Source organism: Serratia sp. CY37869 (assembly GCF_052168895.1).
In the GTDB taxonomy this organism is placed as follows: Bacteria; Pseudomonadota; Gammaproteobacteria; order Enterobacterales; family Enterobacteriaceae; genus Serratia; species Serratia ureilytica.
This window is the reverse complement of the sequence record NZ_JBJNLU010000001.1, coordinates 1,873,830-1,889,224: the sequence shown is the minus strand read 5'-3', so window position 1 is coordinate 1,889,224 and position 15,395 is coordinate 1,873,830. Positions and strand designations below refer to the sequence as shown.

13 protein-coding genes are annotated in these 15,395 nt (G+C 61.3%); 6 read left to right on the top strand and 7 right to left on the bottom strand.

The window, feature by feature from the left end; all coding sequences use genetic code 11:
- Positions 1 to 29: 29 nt before the first annotated feature.
- Entirely contained in the window at positions 30 to 785 is a 756-nt protein-coding gene (gene hutC / locus ACJ8J1_RS09020; protein WP_033638258.1) for a histidine utilization repressor, read from the bottom strand.
- A gap of 180 nt (positions 786 to 965) precedes the next feature.
- Between hutC and ACJ8J1_RS09015 the strand changes: the two genes are divergently transcribed.
- The 3 genes from ACJ8J1_RS09015 to ACJ8J1_RS09005 all read left to right on the top strand — a co-directional run bounded on the left by ACJ8J1_RS09015 (position 966) and on the right by ACJ8J1_RS09005 (position 3,970).
- Positions 966 to 2,336 (top strand): formimidoylglutamate deiminase, encoded by a 1,371-nt coding sequence (locus ACJ8J1_RS09015; protein ID WP_033642819.1) that lies wholly within the window; start codon positions 966 to 968, stop codon positions 2,334 to 2,336.
- Positions 2,336 to 2,899 (top strand): HutD/Ves family protein, encoded by a 564-nt coding sequence (locus ACJ8J1_RS09010; protein WP_033642821.1) that lies wholly within the window; start codon positions 2,336 to 2,338, stop codon positions 2,897 to 2,899. Before ACJ8J1_RS09015 ends, ACJ8J1_RS09010 begins: the two co-directional genes overlap by 1 nt.
- Positions 2,900 to 2,968: 69 nt before the next feature.
- Positions 2,969 to 3,970, top strand: a complete 1,002-nt coding sequence (locus tag ACJ8J1_RS09005; protein ID WP_033642823.1) for a LacI family DNA-binding transcriptional regulator — start codon at positions 2,969 to 2,971, stop codon at positions 3,968 to 3,970.
- 41 nt (positions 3,971 to 4,011) lie between these two features.
- On the opposite strand, the gene ACJ8J1_RS09000 is transcribed toward ACJ8J1_RS09005, so the two are convergent.
- The 5 genes from ACJ8J1_RS09000 to ACJ8J1_RS08980 all read right to left on the bottom strand — a co-directional run bounded on the left by ACJ8J1_RS09000 (position 4,012) and on the right by ACJ8J1_RS08980 (position 9,443).
- Positions 4,012 to 5,454: a glycoside hydrolase family 32 protein gene (locus tag ACJ8J1_RS09000; protein ID WP_033642825.1), complete on the bottom strand. Its 1,443-nt coding sequence runs from the start codon at positions 5,452 to 5,454 to the stop codon at positions 4,012 to 4,014.
- A complete protein-coding gene (locus ACJ8J1_RS08995; RefSeq protein ID WP_033642826.1) occupies positions 5,451 to 6,710 on the bottom strand; it encodes an MFS transporter in 1,260 nt (419 codons plus the stop codon). Before ACJ8J1_RS08995 ends, ACJ8J1_RS09000 begins: the two co-directional genes overlap by 4 nt.
- Positions 6,711 to 6,878: 168 nt before the next feature.
- Complete coding sequence (locus ACJ8J1_RS08990; RefSeq protein ID WP_033642827.1) at positions 6,879 to 8,183, bottom strand: MFS transporter; 1,305 nt, start codon at positions 8,181 to 8,183, stop codon at positions 6,879 to 6,881.
- A 90-nt stretch (positions 8,184 to 8,273) separates the two neighbouring features.
- Positions 8,274 to 8,660, bottom strand: a complete 387-nt coding sequence (locus tag ACJ8J1_RS08985; RefSeq protein WP_033642828.1) for a GFA family protein — start codon at positions 8,658 to 8,660, stop codon at positions 8,274 to 8,276.
- Positions 8,661 to 8,744: 84 nt separating this feature from the next.
- Entirely contained in the window at positions 8,745 to 9,443 is a 699-nt protein-coding gene (locus ACJ8J1_RS08980; protein WP_033642829.1) for a DAPG hydrolase family protein, read from the bottom strand.
- Positions 9,444 to 9,536: 93 nt separating this feature from the next.
- Here ACJ8J1_RS08980 and ACJ8J1_RS08975 point away from each other — a divergent pair, with 93 nt between their 5' ends.
- On the top strand, positions 9,537 to 10,181 hold the full coding sequence (locus ACJ8J1_RS08975) for a TetR/AcrR family transcriptional regulator (RefSeq protein ID WP_033642830.1): 645 nt from the start codon (positions 9,537 to 9,539) through the stop codon (positions 10,179 to 10,181).
- A gap of 56 nt (positions 10,182 to 10,237) precedes the next feature.
- On the opposite strand, the gene pckA is transcribed toward ACJ8J1_RS08975, so the two are convergent.
- Complete coding sequence (pckA, locus tag ACJ8J1_RS08970; RefSeq protein ID WP_033642831.1) at positions 10,238 to 11,857, bottom strand: phosphoenolpyruvate carboxykinase (ATP); 1,620 nt, start codon at positions 11,855 to 11,857, stop codon at positions 10,238 to 10,240.
- A 432-nt stretch (positions 11,858 to 12,289) separates the two neighbouring features.
- Here pckA and ACJ8J1_RS08965 point away from each other — a divergent pair, with 432 nt between their 5' ends.
- Entirely contained in the window at positions 12,290 to 13,633 is a 1,344-nt protein-coding gene (locus ACJ8J1_RS08965) for a 2-hydroxycarboxylate transporter family protein (RefSeq protein ID WP_033642832.1), read from the top strand.
- A 328-nt stretch (positions 13,634 to 13,961) separates the two neighbouring features.
- Positions 13,962 to 15,380, top strand: coding sequence for a serralysin family metalloprotease (locus ACJ8J1_RS08960; RefSeq protein ID WP_033642833.1), 1,419 nt, complete (start codon positions 13,962 to 13,964; stop codon positions 15,378 to 15,380).
- Positions 15,381 to 15,395 lie beyond the last annotated feature (15 nt).

Below are 15,395 nucleotides of genomic sequence, written 5' to 3'. Positions count from 1 at the left end.
ATGCGGGCGCAGGGCGCGCCCGACGGGGATCAGACTTCGCTGGTGAAGCGGCCGAACAGTTGATAGCGGCTGCCGGGGTACAGCAGCCGGGCCGAGGTCACCACGGTTTTGCCGGACCAGGTGCGGCGGTGGATCAGCAGGCCGGGTTCGTGGTCTTCCAGCTGCAGCAGCTCGCGTTCACGTCGGGTCGGGATCACCGCTTCGACGATGTGTTCGCCGGCGGTCAGCGGCGCGGCCTGCGTCAGATAGGTGTAAGGCGTGACGCGGTCGAAATCCTGCTTCAGGTAATCCGGCGCCACCAGCGGGTTGACGCAGCGGTCTTCCACCTGCACCGGCACGTCGTTTTCGTAATGCACGATCTGCGAGTAGAACAGCCGTTGGCCGGGGTGAATGCCGAGCGCCGTCGCCTCTTCCTCGCTGGCCGCTCGGGCCTTCAGCTCGAGGATCTTGCTGCTGTGGCGATGACCGCGCGCGGCTATCTCATCGGCGATGTTGTGCACTTCCAGCAGCGCGGTGTGCGCCTTGGCTTCGGCGACGAAGGTGCCGACGCCCTGCATGCGGATCAAAAAACCTTCGCTGGTCAGCTCGCGCAGCGCGCGGTTGATGGTCATGCGGCTGACGCCCAGTTCCGCCACCAGTTCACTTTCGGAGGGCACGCGCTGGTGCGGTTGCCAGTGCCCCGCACGGATTTGATTCACGATCGCCTGTTTGACCCGTTGGTAGATCGGGGCGGGGGCATCGCTCATTGCAGCCGCCAGTTGTAACACGGTCTGTTGTTCAGCCACGACGTTAACCTCGTCAAATAAAAAAATAATAACACCAGTTTACTGTTGATGTCGGCGTATGTATATGTATATACAACTAGTGGCCGTCGCGCCAGAAACTTGCCGGCGACCGCCAAAAATTCCTGAAGACGCGCCATCGCCGCGCCTTATTCGCCGTTACATTAACCGTGGAATACTGCCATGCCTGCTTATTTTGCCCCACGCGCTTTGCTCCCTGAGGGCTGGGCGCATAACGTCCGGCTGGACGTCGATGCGCAAGGTTATCTGACTCAAGTTACCGCCAACGCTGAACCGCAAGGCTGCACCCGGCTGCACGGCGATGCAGTGCCGGGCATGCCGAACCTGCACTCCCACGCCTTTCAGCGCGCGATGGCCGGGTTGGCGGAAGTGGCGGGCAACCCGCAGGACAGCTTCTGGACCTGGCGCGATCTGATGTATCGGCTGGTGCAGCGCCTGACGCCGGAGCAGGTGGAGGTGGTCGCCCGTCAACTGTATATCGAAATGCTCAAGGGCGGATATACCCAGGTGGCCGAATTCCACTACCTGCATCACGACGCCGACGGCAAGCCTTACGCCGATCGCGGTGAAATGACCGGCCGCCTCAGCGCGGCCGCGCATCAGGCCGGCATCGGCATGACGATGCTGCCGGTGCTGTACAGCTACGCCGGTTTTGGCGCCCAGCCGGCCCAGCCGGGGCAGAAACGGTTTATCCAGGATGCCGAAGGCTATCTGCAACAGCAGCAGGTGATTGCTCGCCAACTGGCGGATCGCCCGTTGCAGAATCACGGTCTGTGTTTCCATTCGCTGCGCGCGGTGGAACTTGGCCAGATGCAACAGATTTTGGCCGCGTCGGATCGCACCTTGCCGGTGCATATTCATATCGCCGAGCAGCAAAAAGAGGTGAACGACTGCCTGGCGTGGAGCGGGCAGCGACCGGTGGCCTGGCTGTATGACCATCTGCCGGTGGATCAGCGCTGGTGCCTGGTGCACGCCACCCATCTGGATCGCGATGAGCTGGAAGCGCTGGCGCGCAGTCGCGCGGTGGCCGGCCTGTGCCCGACCACCGAAGCCAACCTCGGCGACGGCATTTTCCCCGGCGACGCCTATCTGCAGCAGCAGGGGCGTTGGGGCATCGGCTCCGACAGCCACGTTTCGCTCAACGTGGTGGAAGAGCTGCGTTGGTTTGAATATGGGCAGCGGCTGCGCGATCAGCGCCGCAATCGCCTGACGACACCGCAGCAATCGGCGGTGGGCGATGTGCTGTATCACCAGGCGCTGCAAGGCGGCGCGCAGGCGTGTGGCGCGCCGATCGGCCGCTTGCAGAGCGGCTATCGCGCCGACTGGCTGGTGCTGGACGGCGACGATCCGTATTTGGCGGCGGCGCCGGATGCCTCGATCCTCAACCGCTGGCTGTTCGCCGGCGGCAAAGAGCAAATTCGCGACGTGTTCGTCGGCGGCCGACAGGTGATCGAGCAGGGGCGGCACGCGCTGCAGCAGCAGAGCAGCGCCGAGTTCCTGCAGGTGCTGAAAACCTTTCAGCAGGAGGCGTGATGAGCCTGACCCGTTTTAATTTCGCTGGGCTGCCGGTCAGCCCGTGGCGCAACGGCGGCGGGGAAACCCGTGAAATCGTCAGTTGGCCGCCGGGCGAGCCGGATTTCGACTGGCGCGCCAGCATCGCCACCATCGCGCAGGACGGGCCGTTTTCCGCCTTTGCGGGCATTGACCGTTCGATCACGCTGCTGGAAGGCGACGGCGTGCGGCTGTTCAGCGCCGGGCATATCGACCATCAGTTGGCGCGTATCGGGGAGCCGTTCGCCTTTTCCGGCGACGTGGCGCTGGAAGCGACGCTGCTGGGCGGCGCCAGTCAGGATTTCAACATCATGACGCGCCGCGGCCGGCTAGCGGCGCAGGTGCAACGCAGCGCCGAGCCGCTAACCTTGCCGCCGGGGCGGGCGGGCGTGCTGTATGTGCTGAGCGGGGTCTGGTCGCTGCCGGGGGGCGGCGAACTGCGGGCGCGCGAGGGCGTCTGGTGGGCGGGGCAGACGGCGGGCGGTGAAGTGGCGCCGCTGACGGCCGACGGCGTTCTCCTGTGGGCGAACATCACAGCCTGCTAACGCAGAGTAGAGTCCTGCGCTCGGTTATGGGATTATTCACTTTTTCCCATTAATCATAAAGAAGGGCGCATGGCTTCGCTGAAAGACGTCGCAAAACTTGCCGGAGTCTCGTTGATGACGGTGTCCCGCGCCATCAATGATCCCGGCAAGCTGCGGCCGGAAACCTACCGCCGCGTCAAACAAGCTATCGATCGGTTGGACTATGTGCCGGATCTGTCGGCGCGGCGTATTCGTGGTGACGGAAATCGCGTGCAGACGCTCGGCGTGCTGGCGCTGGACACCGCCACGACGCCGTTCTCGGTGGAAATGATCCTGTCGATTGAGAAAACCGCGCGCGAGCGCGGCTGGAACAGCTTCGTCGTCAACCTGTTCGCCGACGACAACGCCGAACAGACCGTCGATCTGCTGCTGGCGCATCGGCCGGATGGGGTGATCTTCACCACGATGGGACTGCGTGAGGTGACGCTGCCGGCCAAACTGCTGGACAAAAAGCTGGTGTTGGCCAACTGCGTCAGCCCGGCGCATTCGATCGCCAGCTACATTCCTGATGATGAGCAAGGGCAGTATGACGCGGCGCGCACGCTGATCGCCAAAGGCTATCGCGCGCCTTTGTGCATTCATTTACCGGCGGATACGCTGGCGGCGGGGCTGCGCCGCCGCGGTCTGGAACGCGCCTGGCGCGAAGCGGGGCGCGATGTTGAACAGCTGCGGCAGTATCATCTCGATCTGAGCGCCGGCGATCAAAGCTATCGCGACTGCGTAGCGTTGCTGGAGCGGCATTTTTCCGCCGGCCGGCGCGATTGCGATGTCGTGGTGTGTGGGAACGATCGGATAGCGTTTCTGGCGTATCAGGTATTGCTGGCGCAAGGTTGGCGGATACCGCAGCAGGTGGCGGTGCTGGGCTACGACAATATGGTCGGCACCGGCGAGCTGTTCCTGCCGGCATTGACGACGGTGCAGCTGCCGCATTATGAACTGGGTCGCCTTGCGGCGCTGCATGTGATTGAGCGGCGGGAACAGCGTGATACGGTGAAAGTGCCTTGCCCGCTGCTGGAACGTGGTTCGCTGTAAACGCACCGGGGGCGTCGCTACGCGCCCGGTGCTCATTCCCATTACCCCCAGATGCTTGCCAACTGCCATCCCGTGATGGGCTCGAACAGCGCCCGTCCCCCTTCGGCGAACAGGCTGAGGCGGCGATCGCCCGCCGTCGGATAGATGCGGCTGGTCAGGCAGGCCTGCCCCTGATTAACGAAGATCTCCAGTGAGGAGCGATCGATAAAGATCCGCAGCGACAGAATGTCACCCTCCGGCAGCGGCACACTGCGGCAGGTGCACAGCGCCGGGTGTTCATTAAAACGCTCCAGCACCAATCGGTGTGACTGATTGTCGACGAACAGCCGCGCCGCACTCCCAATGGCCAGACCGTACCGCTCGGCGTCGCTGTCGGCCGGTCTCAACGTCAGGATGAGCTCCTGCATATCGTTCGTCAGCGGCAGATGCTGATTGGTCAGCGTCTGCGCCGACAACGTCTGCGATCCTCGGCGCAACGCCGCCAGTTCACGAGCCGGATTCATGCGGACGCTGCCGTCGGCGGCCAGCGTCAGCTCGCGTGGCAGGGTGAGGGCGCCGGCCCAGCGGTGCGCTTTGCTGGGCATCGGTGATTCCCACATATCCATCCAGGCAAACAGCAGCCGACGGCCGTCGGCGGCGGTGAAGGTCTGCGGCGCATAGAAATCGTGGCCGGCATCCAGCTCGCAGAAGGGCTGCGTTACCGTAAAGTCGCCGTCCGGACGCCAATGGCCGAGCAGATAGCCGCTCTGGAAGCGATTGCGATAGCGGTAGCCCTGCGCCGCCAGTCCCTGCGGCGAAAACAGCAGCAGGTGTTGCTCGCCCAGCGGAAAGAAATCCGGGCATTCCCACATATAGCCCTGATGCGCCGTTTGCGCGCCGGCCAGCACCCGATCGAAGCGCCAGGCGCGCAGGTCGGCAGAGCGGTACAGGCGCACCTGGCCCAGGCCGTTTTCTTTGGCGCCGACCACCAGCCACCATTCGCCGTTTTCGCGCCAGACTTTCGGATCGCGAAAATGCTGAATGCCGTCCGGCGGGGCCAGTACCGGCCCGTGTTTGACGAAGCGTATGCCGTCTTCGCTGGTGGCCAGACATTGCACTTCCCGCACCTGGTTGTCGTCACCGGGTTCGCCCAACCACACGTGGCCGGTGTAAAGCAGCGTCAGCACGCCGTTGTCATCCACGGCGCAGCCGGAAAAACAACCGTCTTGGTCATAGGGCGAATCGGGCGCCAGGGCGATGGGCTGGCGTTGCCAGCGTATCAGATCGCGGCTGGTCGCATGCCCCCAGTGCATGGGCCCCCAGTGCTCGCTATGGGGATGATGTTGGAAGAACGCATGATAGACGCCGTCAATACAGATCAGGCCGTTGGGATCGTTGATCCAGCCGGCGGCCGGTGCGAGATGGAACTGCGGATAATAATCGTCTCGGCGCTCTGCGCACAGGGCTTCGACCGCATGGTCGGCTTGAGCTAAAGCAGTGTTCATTGGACAGACTCACTTGATTTAATGGCGGATGGAAAGGGCGTTGCCGTGGCGGAGCGTTCGCCGCGCAGCAGGAAGCAGGAGACAAGCGTGGTGGCGGCGACCGCGCAGCCCATCAGCAGATAGGTATCGGCAAAGCCGATGCGGTCATAACCGTAGCCCGCCAGCGGCGACAGGAAGCTGGCCATCACCTGGGTGATGAACTGAAAGCCCACCAGGTACAGCGTGGAGGAGAGTCGGCTGTCGAAGCGGCTGGCGATGTATTTGAAGATAGCGATCAGCAGGATTGGCAACTCTACGGCGTGCAGCAGTTTCATGGCGGAGATCATCAGGGCGCCGCTGACCAACCCGGAACCGAACATGCGCAGCGCCATCACGCTGCCCGCCAGCAACAGCCCCTGCTTGGCGCCGATGCGGTTCACCAGCAGCGGCGCCAGGAACATGCCGCCGGCTTCGAGGAAGACCTGCAGCGAGTTGAGAAAACCGTACATCTCGTTGCCCTGTGCGCGAGAAGCGAACTGTGAAGCGAAGTAGACAGAAAATTGCTGATCGAAAACGTTGTATACGCTGATCCCCAGCACAAACACCACCAGCGCCCAGAAGCCCGGCATACGCAGCAGCGCCAGCGCATCCTGCAGCCGCAGGTTCTCCGGTTTGCCGAACGCAAGGCCGGCCATGGCGTTCGGCTTCAGCTCGCGCACCTGGCTGAGCAGCAACAGGAATACCACGGCGGCGGCGGAGGCCAGCCAGAAATTGATGTTCGGATTGATATTGAAGATAAAACCGGCCACAAAGGTGGCGCTGGCCCAGCCGAGCGAGCCCCACATGCGGGCGCGGCCGAACTCAAAACCGCTGATGCGGCTGACGCGCTCGGTATAAGACTCCAGCGCGCCGATGCCGGCGAAGAAGGTCGCGCCGATGAACACCCCGCCGACCAAAGCGCCGAGTGGCAGGCTGCTCGCCAGCAGCGGGGCATAAACGTAGATAAAGAACGGGCCGGTCAGCAGCAGCATCACGCCGAGAAACTGCAGCAGGTGTTTGCGCAGCCCAAGTTTGTCCTGAATAAAGCCGTACAACGGCTGTGCGCACAGCGCCACCAGCGAGATGGCGGAGAAGATCAGGCCGGTCTCGGCGCCTTTCAGCCCGATCTTTTGATTCAGCCACAGCGAGATCAGCGAAAAGCAGGAAGACCAGGTGAAGAAAAAGAAGAACAGCAGGCCGCTGAGCAGCACGTAATATTTTTTAGTTTCGCGGTTCATGGGTAGGGCCCCGGTGAGTGAAGTTAGCTCTATTGTTAACGTTAACTCGCGGATGGATGAAGCTGTCAGTTATCACTCATGCGATGTTAATCACAAAAGTTAACGTTAACATTTTTGCGTTGTGATCATTATCACGAGTTGGAATGGGGGCGATGCGCCCCCGGAGGATTAACGTTCGTTCAGCGAGCGCAGATGATCGTCGCGGCGCAGCGTCATCAGCGCAAACAGGCTGACCACCGACGTGGCGACCACATAGTAGGCGGGAATGTCGATATTGCCGGTCTGTTTGATGAGGCCGGTGATAATCAGCCCGGCCGAGCCGGAAAACACCGCATTGGACAGCGAGTAAGCCAGCCCCAGGCCGGTATAGCGCACCCGGGTCGGGAACATCTCCGCCAGCATCGCAGGGCCGGGACCGGCCAGCAGGCCGACCACGGCGCCGGCGATCATGACCGCCAGCCCTTTGATCCACAGTGAGCTCTGCGCATCCTGCAACAGGTGCAGCAGCGGGAAGGTGAACAGGATCACCGCCGCCACCGCCGTCAGCATCACCGTTTTTCGTCCCAGCCTGTCGCTGATGATGCCCGCCGGCAGGATGGTCAGGGCGAAACCGACGTTGGCCAGCACCGTCGCCATCAGCGCTTGCTGGAAGGTGGCGTGCAGCGAGGTTTGCAAATAGGAAGGCATCACCACCAGGAAGGTATAGCCGGCGGCCGACCAACCCATCATGCGGCCGATGCCGACCAGAATGGTTTTCACCACGCCGCCCAGCTTCGCTTCCGGTGGGGTGATAGCGTGTTCCGCATGTTGCTGCGCCTGGGTGAACGTAGGTGTCTCTTCGAGCTTGAGCCGCAGCCACAGCGCCACGGCGCCCATCGGCAGCGCCAGCAGGAAGGGAATGCGCCAGCCCCAGTCATGCAACTGCTGCACGCTCAGCAGCGCGGCCAGCAGCGCCACCAGCCCGGCGCCGGCCAACAGGCCGAGCGCGACGGTCAGCGATTGCCATGCGCCGAACAGCCCGCGCTTGCCCTTTGGGGCGAACTCGGTCATCAGCGACACGGCGCCGCCGAATTCGCCGCCGGCGAACAGCCCCTGGAACATACGCAGCAGCGTCAGCAGTAGCGGGGCGGCGACGCCGATCGAGGCATAGGTCGGCATGACGCCGATCAACGCCGTCGCCAGCGTCATCAGCAGCAGGACCGCAATCAGCGTCGGACGACGGCCGATGCGATCGCCGATACGGCCGAAGATCACCGCGCCGATCGGCCGGCAGAAAAATGCCAGCGCGAAGGCGGCGTAGGTGAGGATCAGGCTGGTGATTTCATTTTCACCCTGCAGCGTGAAAAAATTGGCGGCGATGACGGTGGCCAGAAAACCGTATACCCCGAACTCATACCATTCGATAAAGTTGCCGACCGAGCCGGCCAGCAACGCCTGACGCGACCGGCGCGCGTCGAGAGTCTGTTGATTCATCCCCGTTCCCATACATTTGAATTATTGTTCGTCAGTTCTAAATTTATACGACAAAACAATCAATTGATTTCAGCGGGAACTGTGAGGCGCTCAGCGCATGCCGTCGATACGCCACCATTCGGGGCAAACATCGGCGAACGCATGTGAGGTCGGGCGCAGCTCCGGCAGATTGGCCCGATCGAAGCTGCCGGTGGCCAGCGCCACCGTCGGCTCGTCGTCGATCGCCCCCAGCGTGCTGCCGCAGCGCGGGCAAAAGGCGCGGCTGGAATAGGGTGAAGAACGGTAGAGTGTGGGCATGCCGCCCGGGCCGTTCCACTCGATGGCCTGACGCGGAAATTCGACCCAGCAGAGCGTCGGCGCGCCGGAGTGGCGGCGGCAAAAATCGCAGGAACAGCTGTGCGGATTGCCAGGCAGGCCGCGTGCCTGAAAGCGAATATGCCCGCACAGGCAGCCGCCGCTATAGCAGGGATTTTCCATGATGTCTCCGTCATGAGCGCAGGGGAAAACGATGAAAATCACTATAGCGATATCGCGAAAAATTAACAGGTCCCCGCTGATGCATTACCAGAGCAACGGCGCCGGCTCGCGGCCGTTTTCGGCGTAGTACAGCGACGGCAGGAACTGCGCCAGATAGCTGAACTCGTTGTAGCAGTGGCGCATCAGGTTAAACCCGATGTCGTCCGAGACTTCGTCGTGGGCGTTGGCGCAGGCTTTACCCAGCAGGAAACGGCTGCGCAGCACGCACCCGTAGGGCGTATCGCGCGCCAGATGCAGCATCTCGCCGTCGCAGGGATCGCCGTTGTCATCCAACGCCACCTGGTCGCCGAAGCCGATGCGCGCGCACACGGCGGCGGAGAGCGCCTGCGCGTCACGCGCCTGGCGCAGCGGTTGCGGCGCGAAGAAGTCCTCGGCGGCGTGGAATTTGAGGCGCGCCGCGACCGGTGGCAGCTCCGCCAGCCATTCGACCGCTTCGATGCTGGCGCCGACGTAGCTTTCCCCTTTTTTCCAATGGCGGTCCCAGCCGCGATGTTCGACGTGATCGTGCGGGTGCCACCAGTTGATGTGCTGCGTGTTCTCAAAGAAGGTGAACCACCAGTCCAGCATGCGCCCCTTGCAGCCGTGCAGATCGGTACGGACCGCGACGGTCAGCAAACCGTCGGCGCTGCGACTCAGCCCCATCTCCAGCCGCAGCGGTTCAGGTTTGAGCAACTCGTTGATATCGTTAACGCCCCACGGCGCCAGCAGGGAAGGATGTGTCATAATGGGTTCCTGTTTTATTTTGGAAACGAATTGTGTTTCCAAAATAAAACTATGCCGCTATGCTGAGTCTGTCAATGCTTGTGAGGAATAAATATGGCGAACCCGAATGAAGAACCGCTGCGTGCTCGCGGCCGGCCAGCCACGCCGGAAACGGCGCTGCGCGCCGCGCTGGCGCAGGCGACGCTGGCGCTGTTGCTCGACGGCGGCTATGCCGCGGCAACGGTGGATGCGGTGGCGAAACGCGCCGGGGTGGCTAAAAAAACCCTGTATCGCTTTGCGGCCAATCGCGACGAACTGGTGGCGCAGGCGGTGAGCGGCTGGACCGATGCGTTTCAGCCGGCCTTCGCCCAGGATGCCGGGCGGTGGGAGGCGGTGGCGCCGCTGTTGGAAAAAGGGCTGAAGGCGGTGGCGCAGCAGGTATTGAGCGCCGAAGCGGTGGGGATGTTTCGGCTGCTGCAAAGCGAGTTTCCGGGGCGCGAGGCGCTGCTGGACAGCTATCAGCGCAACGGCATTCTGCGCGGACGGGCGACGGTGGCGGACTGGCTGCGGCGCCAGCAGCAGTGCGGGTGGCTGCGTGAGCGCGACTGGGCGCAAACCAGCGATCTGCTGTTGGCGATGGCCATCGCCGAACCGCTGCGGCAGATGACGCTGGGGCTGTTGCCGCCCGGCAGCGCGATCGACGAGCGCATCGCGGCGGCGGTGGCGCTGGTGATGCCGGGTTTGCTGGCGGAAGGATGAAAACAAGAAAGGGCCGAAAGTTCGGCCCTTAAACAGCAGGATGCTAAACGTCTGCGTTACAGCTTCGGCCCGGCGTTCACCAGCTTTTCGCCCGCCTGGGTGACGGTATATTTGGCGAAGTTATCGATAAAGCGCTGCGCCAGATCCTGCGCTTTCTCCTGCCACAGCGATTCGTCGGCGTAGGTTTTGCGCGGATCGAGGATCGACGGATCGACGCCCGGCAGTGCGGTCGGCACTGCCAGCCCGAAGATCGGCAGCGTGAAGGTGTCGGCCTGCTCAATGTCGCCATTCAAGATGGCGTCGATGATGCCGCGCGTATCTTTGATCGAGATACGCTTGCCGCTGCCGTTCCAGCCGGTGTTGACCAGGTAAGCCTGGGCGCCGGCGGCCTCCATGCGTTTCACCAGCACTTCAGCGTATTGCGTCGGGTGCAGCGTCAGGAACGCGGCGCCGAAGCAGGCGGAGAAGGTCGGCGTCGGGGCGGTGATGCCGCGCTCGGTGCCGGCCAGCTTGGCGGTGAAGCCGGACAGGAAGTGGTATTGGGTCTGCTCCGGCGTCAGGCGCGACACCGGCGGCAGCACGCCGAAGGCGTCGGCGGTCAGGAAGATGATCTTGCGCGCGTGGCCGGCTTTGGACACCGGTTTGACGATGTTCTCGATGTGATAAATCGGGTAAGAGACGCGGGTGTTCTCGGTTTTGCTGGCGTCGTCGAAGTCGATGCTGCCGTCGGCCCGCACGGTGACGTTTTCGAGCAGCGCATCGCGGCGGATCGCCTGATAGATTTCCGGCTCCGCCTGCGGCGACAGCTTGATGGTTTTGGCGTAGCAGCCGCCTTCGAAGTTGAACACGCCGTCGTCGTCCCAGCCGTGCTCGTCATCGCCGATCAGCTGGCGTTTCGGATCGGTGGAGAGGGTAGTTTTGCCGGTGCCGGACAGGCCAAAGAACACCGCGACGTCGCCTTGCTCGCCGACGTTGGCCGAGCAGTGCATCGAGGCGATGCCCTTCAGCGGCAGCAGATAGTTCATGATCGAGAACAGGCCTTTCTTCATCTCGCCGCCGTACCAGGTGCCGCCGATCAGCTGCATGCGCTCGGTCAGGTTGAAAGCGACGAAGTTTTCCGAGTGCAGCCCTTGCTGTTGCCAGTCCGGGTTGGTGCATTTGGCGCCGTTCAACACCACGAAGTCCGGCTCAAAGTCCGCCAGCTCGGCGTCGCTTGGGCGGATAAACATGTTTTTCACGAAGTGCGCCTGCCAGGCCACCTCGGTGATGAAGCGCACCTTCAGGCGCGTATCGGCGTTGGCGCCGCAGAAGGCATCCACCACGAACAGACGCTTGCCGGAGAGCTGGTTGCCCACCAGCGTCTTCAGATGCTGCCAGACTTCCGGCGACAGCGGCTGGTTGTCGTTCTTGCCGGTACCGTTGTCGGACCACCAGACGGTGTCGCGCGTGGTGTCGTCGCGCACGATGTATTTGTCTTTCGGCGAACGGCCAGTAAATTCGCCGGTCGCGACGTTGACCGCCCCCAGTTGGGTGAGGGTGCCGCGTTCCAGCGGCGGCAGGTCGGCGCGGGTCTCTTCGGCGAACAGCAATTCATAGCTGGGGTTATAGACGATGTCGGCGGCCTGATGGATGCCGTAGCGAGCGAGGGTTTGTGGGGTAACAGCGCGTGAAGACATATTCTACTTCCTTATGAGTCATATTATGCCTTTTTCCCGTGCGGTGCCGCGCGCAGGATTAAGGTTCGGATCAAGCTGACCGGATTCAGCTAATGGCGTTTCCGGTTCTTTATTAATAAAGCAGGGGGCTTTTTCGCCCTCCTATAGCATAGCAGCGAATTTAAGCCTGATTACTTTAATTACAAAATGCTGACGATAATTAATTAAAACCAACCTTGGCGGAGGGTCACAATATTGAATTCCCTCAGCGTAATTTAGTTTTGCATTTTTATTTTTTATCATATTGTCAGTGCTGTCTACTGTTTTATTTCTTATTAGAAAAAGCGAAATCCGCAATAGGATTTTTGTAATTAGTTGTTTTCACTTGGCTATGGCGGGATTATTGCGCCAGGTGAATCTAACCGTACTGTACGCTTGTCAGCAGGGTGAATAATGAAACAGATAAATGCAGAAATAGCCTGTGATAAAAATACGGCATCGTCCGAATCATCAGGATTAATTAATCAACTTCGTCAAATAGATATCGGTGCGGTGCCGATCGCGTTGTTTATCACGATTTGCGCCATCGTGGCGATTTCCGCCTACGCCAACTTCCTGCCGAAGAATATGATCGGCGGCCTGGCGGTGATAATGACGCTGGGCTTTGCGTTGGCGCAGTTGGGTAAAAGCATTCCCGTGCTGCGCGATATCGGCGGGCCGGCCATTCTGTGTTTGATGGTGCCGTCGGTGTTGGTCTACTTCAACGTGTTCCAGCCCAACGTCATGGGCACCGTCCATCTGCTGATGAAAGACGCCAACCTGCTTTATTTCGTCATCGCCAGTCTGGTGGTCGGCAGCATTCTCGGCATGAACCGGGTGATCCTGATCCAGGGGATGATTCGCATGTTCGTGCCGCTGGTGGTGGGCACGGTCACGGCGGTGATCACCGGGCTGCTGGTGGGGAAACTGTTCGGCTTCACCTTCTATCACACCTTCTTCTTTATCATCGTGCCGATCATCGGCGGCGGCATCGGCGAGGGCATTTTACCGCTGTCGCTGGCCTATTCGGCGATCCTGGGATCGACACCGGACGTCTACGTCGCGCAGCTGGCGCCGGCGGCGGTGCTGGGTAATATCTTCGCCATCGTGACCGCCGGGGTGCTGGCGCGCATCGGCATGCAGCGCAAGGCGCTGAGCGGCGACGGCATGCTGATCCGTTCGGCGCAGGAGAACGCGATGTTCGCCATCAAGGAACAAAGCGGCAACGTCGATTTCCAACTGATGGGCGGCGGGCTGCTGGTGATCTGCGCCTTCTTTATCGTCGGCGGCCTGTTCGAGCATATCGTGCATATCCCTGGCCCGGTGCTGATGATCCTGTTCGCGGTGCTGTGCAAATACTGCCGGGTGATCCCGGCCTCGATGGAGACCGGCGCGCACAGTTTCTATAAGTTCGTCTCCACCGCGTTGGTGTGGCCGCTGATGATCGGTCTGGGCATGCTGTACGTGCCGCTGGAAAGCGTGGTTGCGGTGTTCTCGGTCGGCTATGTGGTGGTCTGCGGCTCGGTGGTGCTGTCGATGGGGTTGGTCAGTTTCCTGATTGCGCCTTACCTGAAGATGTTCCCGGTGGAAGCGGCGATCGTCACCTGCTGTCACAGCGGCCTGGGCGGCACCGGCGACGTGGCGATCCTGTCGGCGTCCAACCGCATGGGGCTGATGCCGTTCGCCCAAATCGCTACGCGCATCGGCGGCGCTTCCACGGTCATTGGCGCGACGCTGTTGCTCGGTTGGTTAGTCTGAGTCCAGAGTGTGTTATGGATAGCCGGGGTTGGATTGCCCCGGTTTTTTTATACTTTTTTCGACATCGTGATAATGCTGATTATTACCTTGAAAATCATTCGCATGGCGGAAAATCCCTGTCACACTTTTGATAAGAAAAATCTGTTCTCGGTAAAATGTGTCTATTCTCTTCTCTTAAGGGATTATCGTTCTCATTCAGAGTGCCGATGGAAGGCGCCAGCGCATTACCGATATCCCCGTATTGATTCAACACCGGGCCGCTGCCGTTCAGGCAATCCGCCAGTTGGGGCATCACCCCGATTGAATTGACGAATATGGAGATAAGGTTATGTCATCAAGCAATGCATCCGTTAAGGCCGAAGGCGTATTAGCCCTGCTGGGCGCTTATAAACCCGATGAAGACGACACCATTACCGTGCTTCATCCGTCGAAAACGTTCGAGAATGCCGGCCTGGAACTGGTGCGCGGCGATCGCAGTTGGCACGACAAGGGCGTGACCGAAAAGCCGGTCTCCCTGACCTACAGCTTCTGGGAAAAGGCGCCGGGCAATATGTCGAGCATGAGCATCAGCGGCTTCAGCAGCTTTAACGCGGAACAGCGCGAGCAGGCCAAACTGGCGCTGCAGTCATGGTCCGACGTGGCCAACATCACCTTCACCGAGACCAGCAACACCGCCGCCGCCAACATCAAATTCGGTCTGTTCGATTACAGCTCGCGCGGCTCCTATGCCTTTGCGTATAACCCGGATTCATCGCCTTCGGTCGCCGGTCAAACCTGGTATAACGCCAAGAACCACACCTTCGTCAACAACCAGATCCATGAAAACGAGTACGGCCGCCAGACCTTCACCCATGAGATCGGTCATGCGCTGGGGTTGCAGCACCCGGGCGACTATAACGCCGCGCCGGGCGTCAGCATCACCTACGCTAAAGACGCGACCTACTTCGAAGACAGCCGCGCCCACAGCCTGATGAGCTATTTCAGCGAAAGCAACACCGGGCAGGACTTTAAAGGCGCGTACTCTTCCGGGCCGTTGCTCAATGACATCACGGCGATCCAGCATTTCTACGGCGCCAACATGAACACCCGCACCGGCGACACGGTTTACGGTTTCAATTCCAACACCGATCGCGACTTCCTCAGCGCCACCGGTGCGCAGGACAAGATAATCTTCACCGCCTGGGATGCCGGCGGCAACGACACCTTCGACTTCTCCGGCTTCGGCCAAAATCAGCGCATCAACCTGAATGAAAAGGCGTTCTCGGACGTCGGCGGCCTGAAAGGCAACGTGTCGATCGCGGCGGGCGTAACGATTGAAAACGCCATCGGCGGGTCGGGTAACGATGTGCTGGTCGGGAACGCCGCCGATAACGTGCTCAAGGGCGGCGCGGGCGATGATGTGTTGTACGGCGGCAAAGGGGCGGATCAGCTGTGGGGCGGCGCCGGCAAGGACACCTTCGTCTACTTCGCGGCGGATGAGTCGACGGCGGCGGCGCCGGATTGGATCCGCGACTTCGTGCGCGGCGAGGACAAGATCGATCTGACGCTGTTCAACACAGGCAGCGCCGACGGCATCCGCTTCGTCGATCAGTTCAGCGGCAAGGCGGGCGAGGCGAAGCTGAGCTACGATGCGCAAAATCACGTCAGCGATGTGGCGATCAACCTGGGCGGCGCCTTTGACGGCAACGATTTCCTGGTGAAAGTGGTGGGGCAGCCGCTGGATGCCGGCGATTTCGTGTTGGCGTAATGCAGGCAACAAAAA

What these genes read in the sequence shown, in the direction of transcription:
- ACJ8J1_RS09000 (WP_033642825.1), bottom strand. Translation starts at nt 5,454, where the DNA reads ATGAACACTGCTTTAGCTCAAGCCGACCATGCGGTCGAAGCCCTGTGC.
- ACJ8J1_RS09005 (WP_033642823.1), top strand. Translation starts at nt 2,969, where the DNA reads ATGGCTTCGCTGAAAGACGTCGCAAAACTTGCCGGAGTCTCGTTGATG.
- ACJ8J1_RS08965 (WP_033642832.1), top strand. Translation starts at nt 12,290, where the DNA reads ATGAAACAGATAAATGCAGAAATAGCCTGTGATAAAAATACGGCATCG.
- ACJ8J1_RS08960 (WP_033642833.1), top strand. Translation starts at nt 13,962, where the DNA reads ATGTCATCAAGCAATGCATCCGTTAAGGCCGAAGGCGTATTAGCCCTG.
- ACJ8J1_RS09015 (WP_033642819.1), top strand. Translation starts at nt 966, where the DNA reads ATGCCTGCTTATTTTGCCCCACGCGCTTTGCTCCCTGAGGGCTGGGCG.
- ACJ8J1_RS08975 (WP_033642830.1), top strand. Translation starts at nt 9,537, where the DNA reads ATGGCGAACCCGAATGAAGAACCGCTGCGTGCTCGCGGCCGGCCAGCC.
- ACJ8J1_RS08980 (WP_033642829.1), bottom strand. Translation starts at nt 9,443, where the DNA reads ATGACACATCCTTCCCTGCTGGCGCCGTGGGGCGTTAACGATATCAAC.
- ACJ8J1_RS08985 (WP_033642828.1), bottom strand. Translation starts at nt 8,660, where the DNA reads ATGGAAAATCCCTGCTATAGCGGCGGCTGCCTGTGCGGGCATATTCGC.
- ACJ8J1_RS08995 (WP_033642826.1), bottom strand. Translation starts at nt 6,710, where the DNA reads ATGAACCGCGAAACTAAAAAATATTACGTGCTGCTCAGCGGCCTGCTG.
- ACJ8J1_RS09010 (WP_033642821.1), top strand. Translation starts at nt 2,336, where the DNA reads ATGAGCCTGACCCGTTTTAATTTCGCTGGGCTGCCGGTCAGCCCGTGG.
- ACJ8J1_RS08990 (WP_033642827.1), bottom strand. Translation starts at nt 8,183, where the DNA reads ATGAATCAACAGACTCTCGACGCGCGCCGGTCGCGTCAGGCGTTGCTG.
- pckA (WP_033642831.1), bottom strand. Translation starts at nt 11,857, where the DNA reads ATGTCTTCACGCGCTGTTACCCCACAAACCCTCGCTCGCTACGGCATC.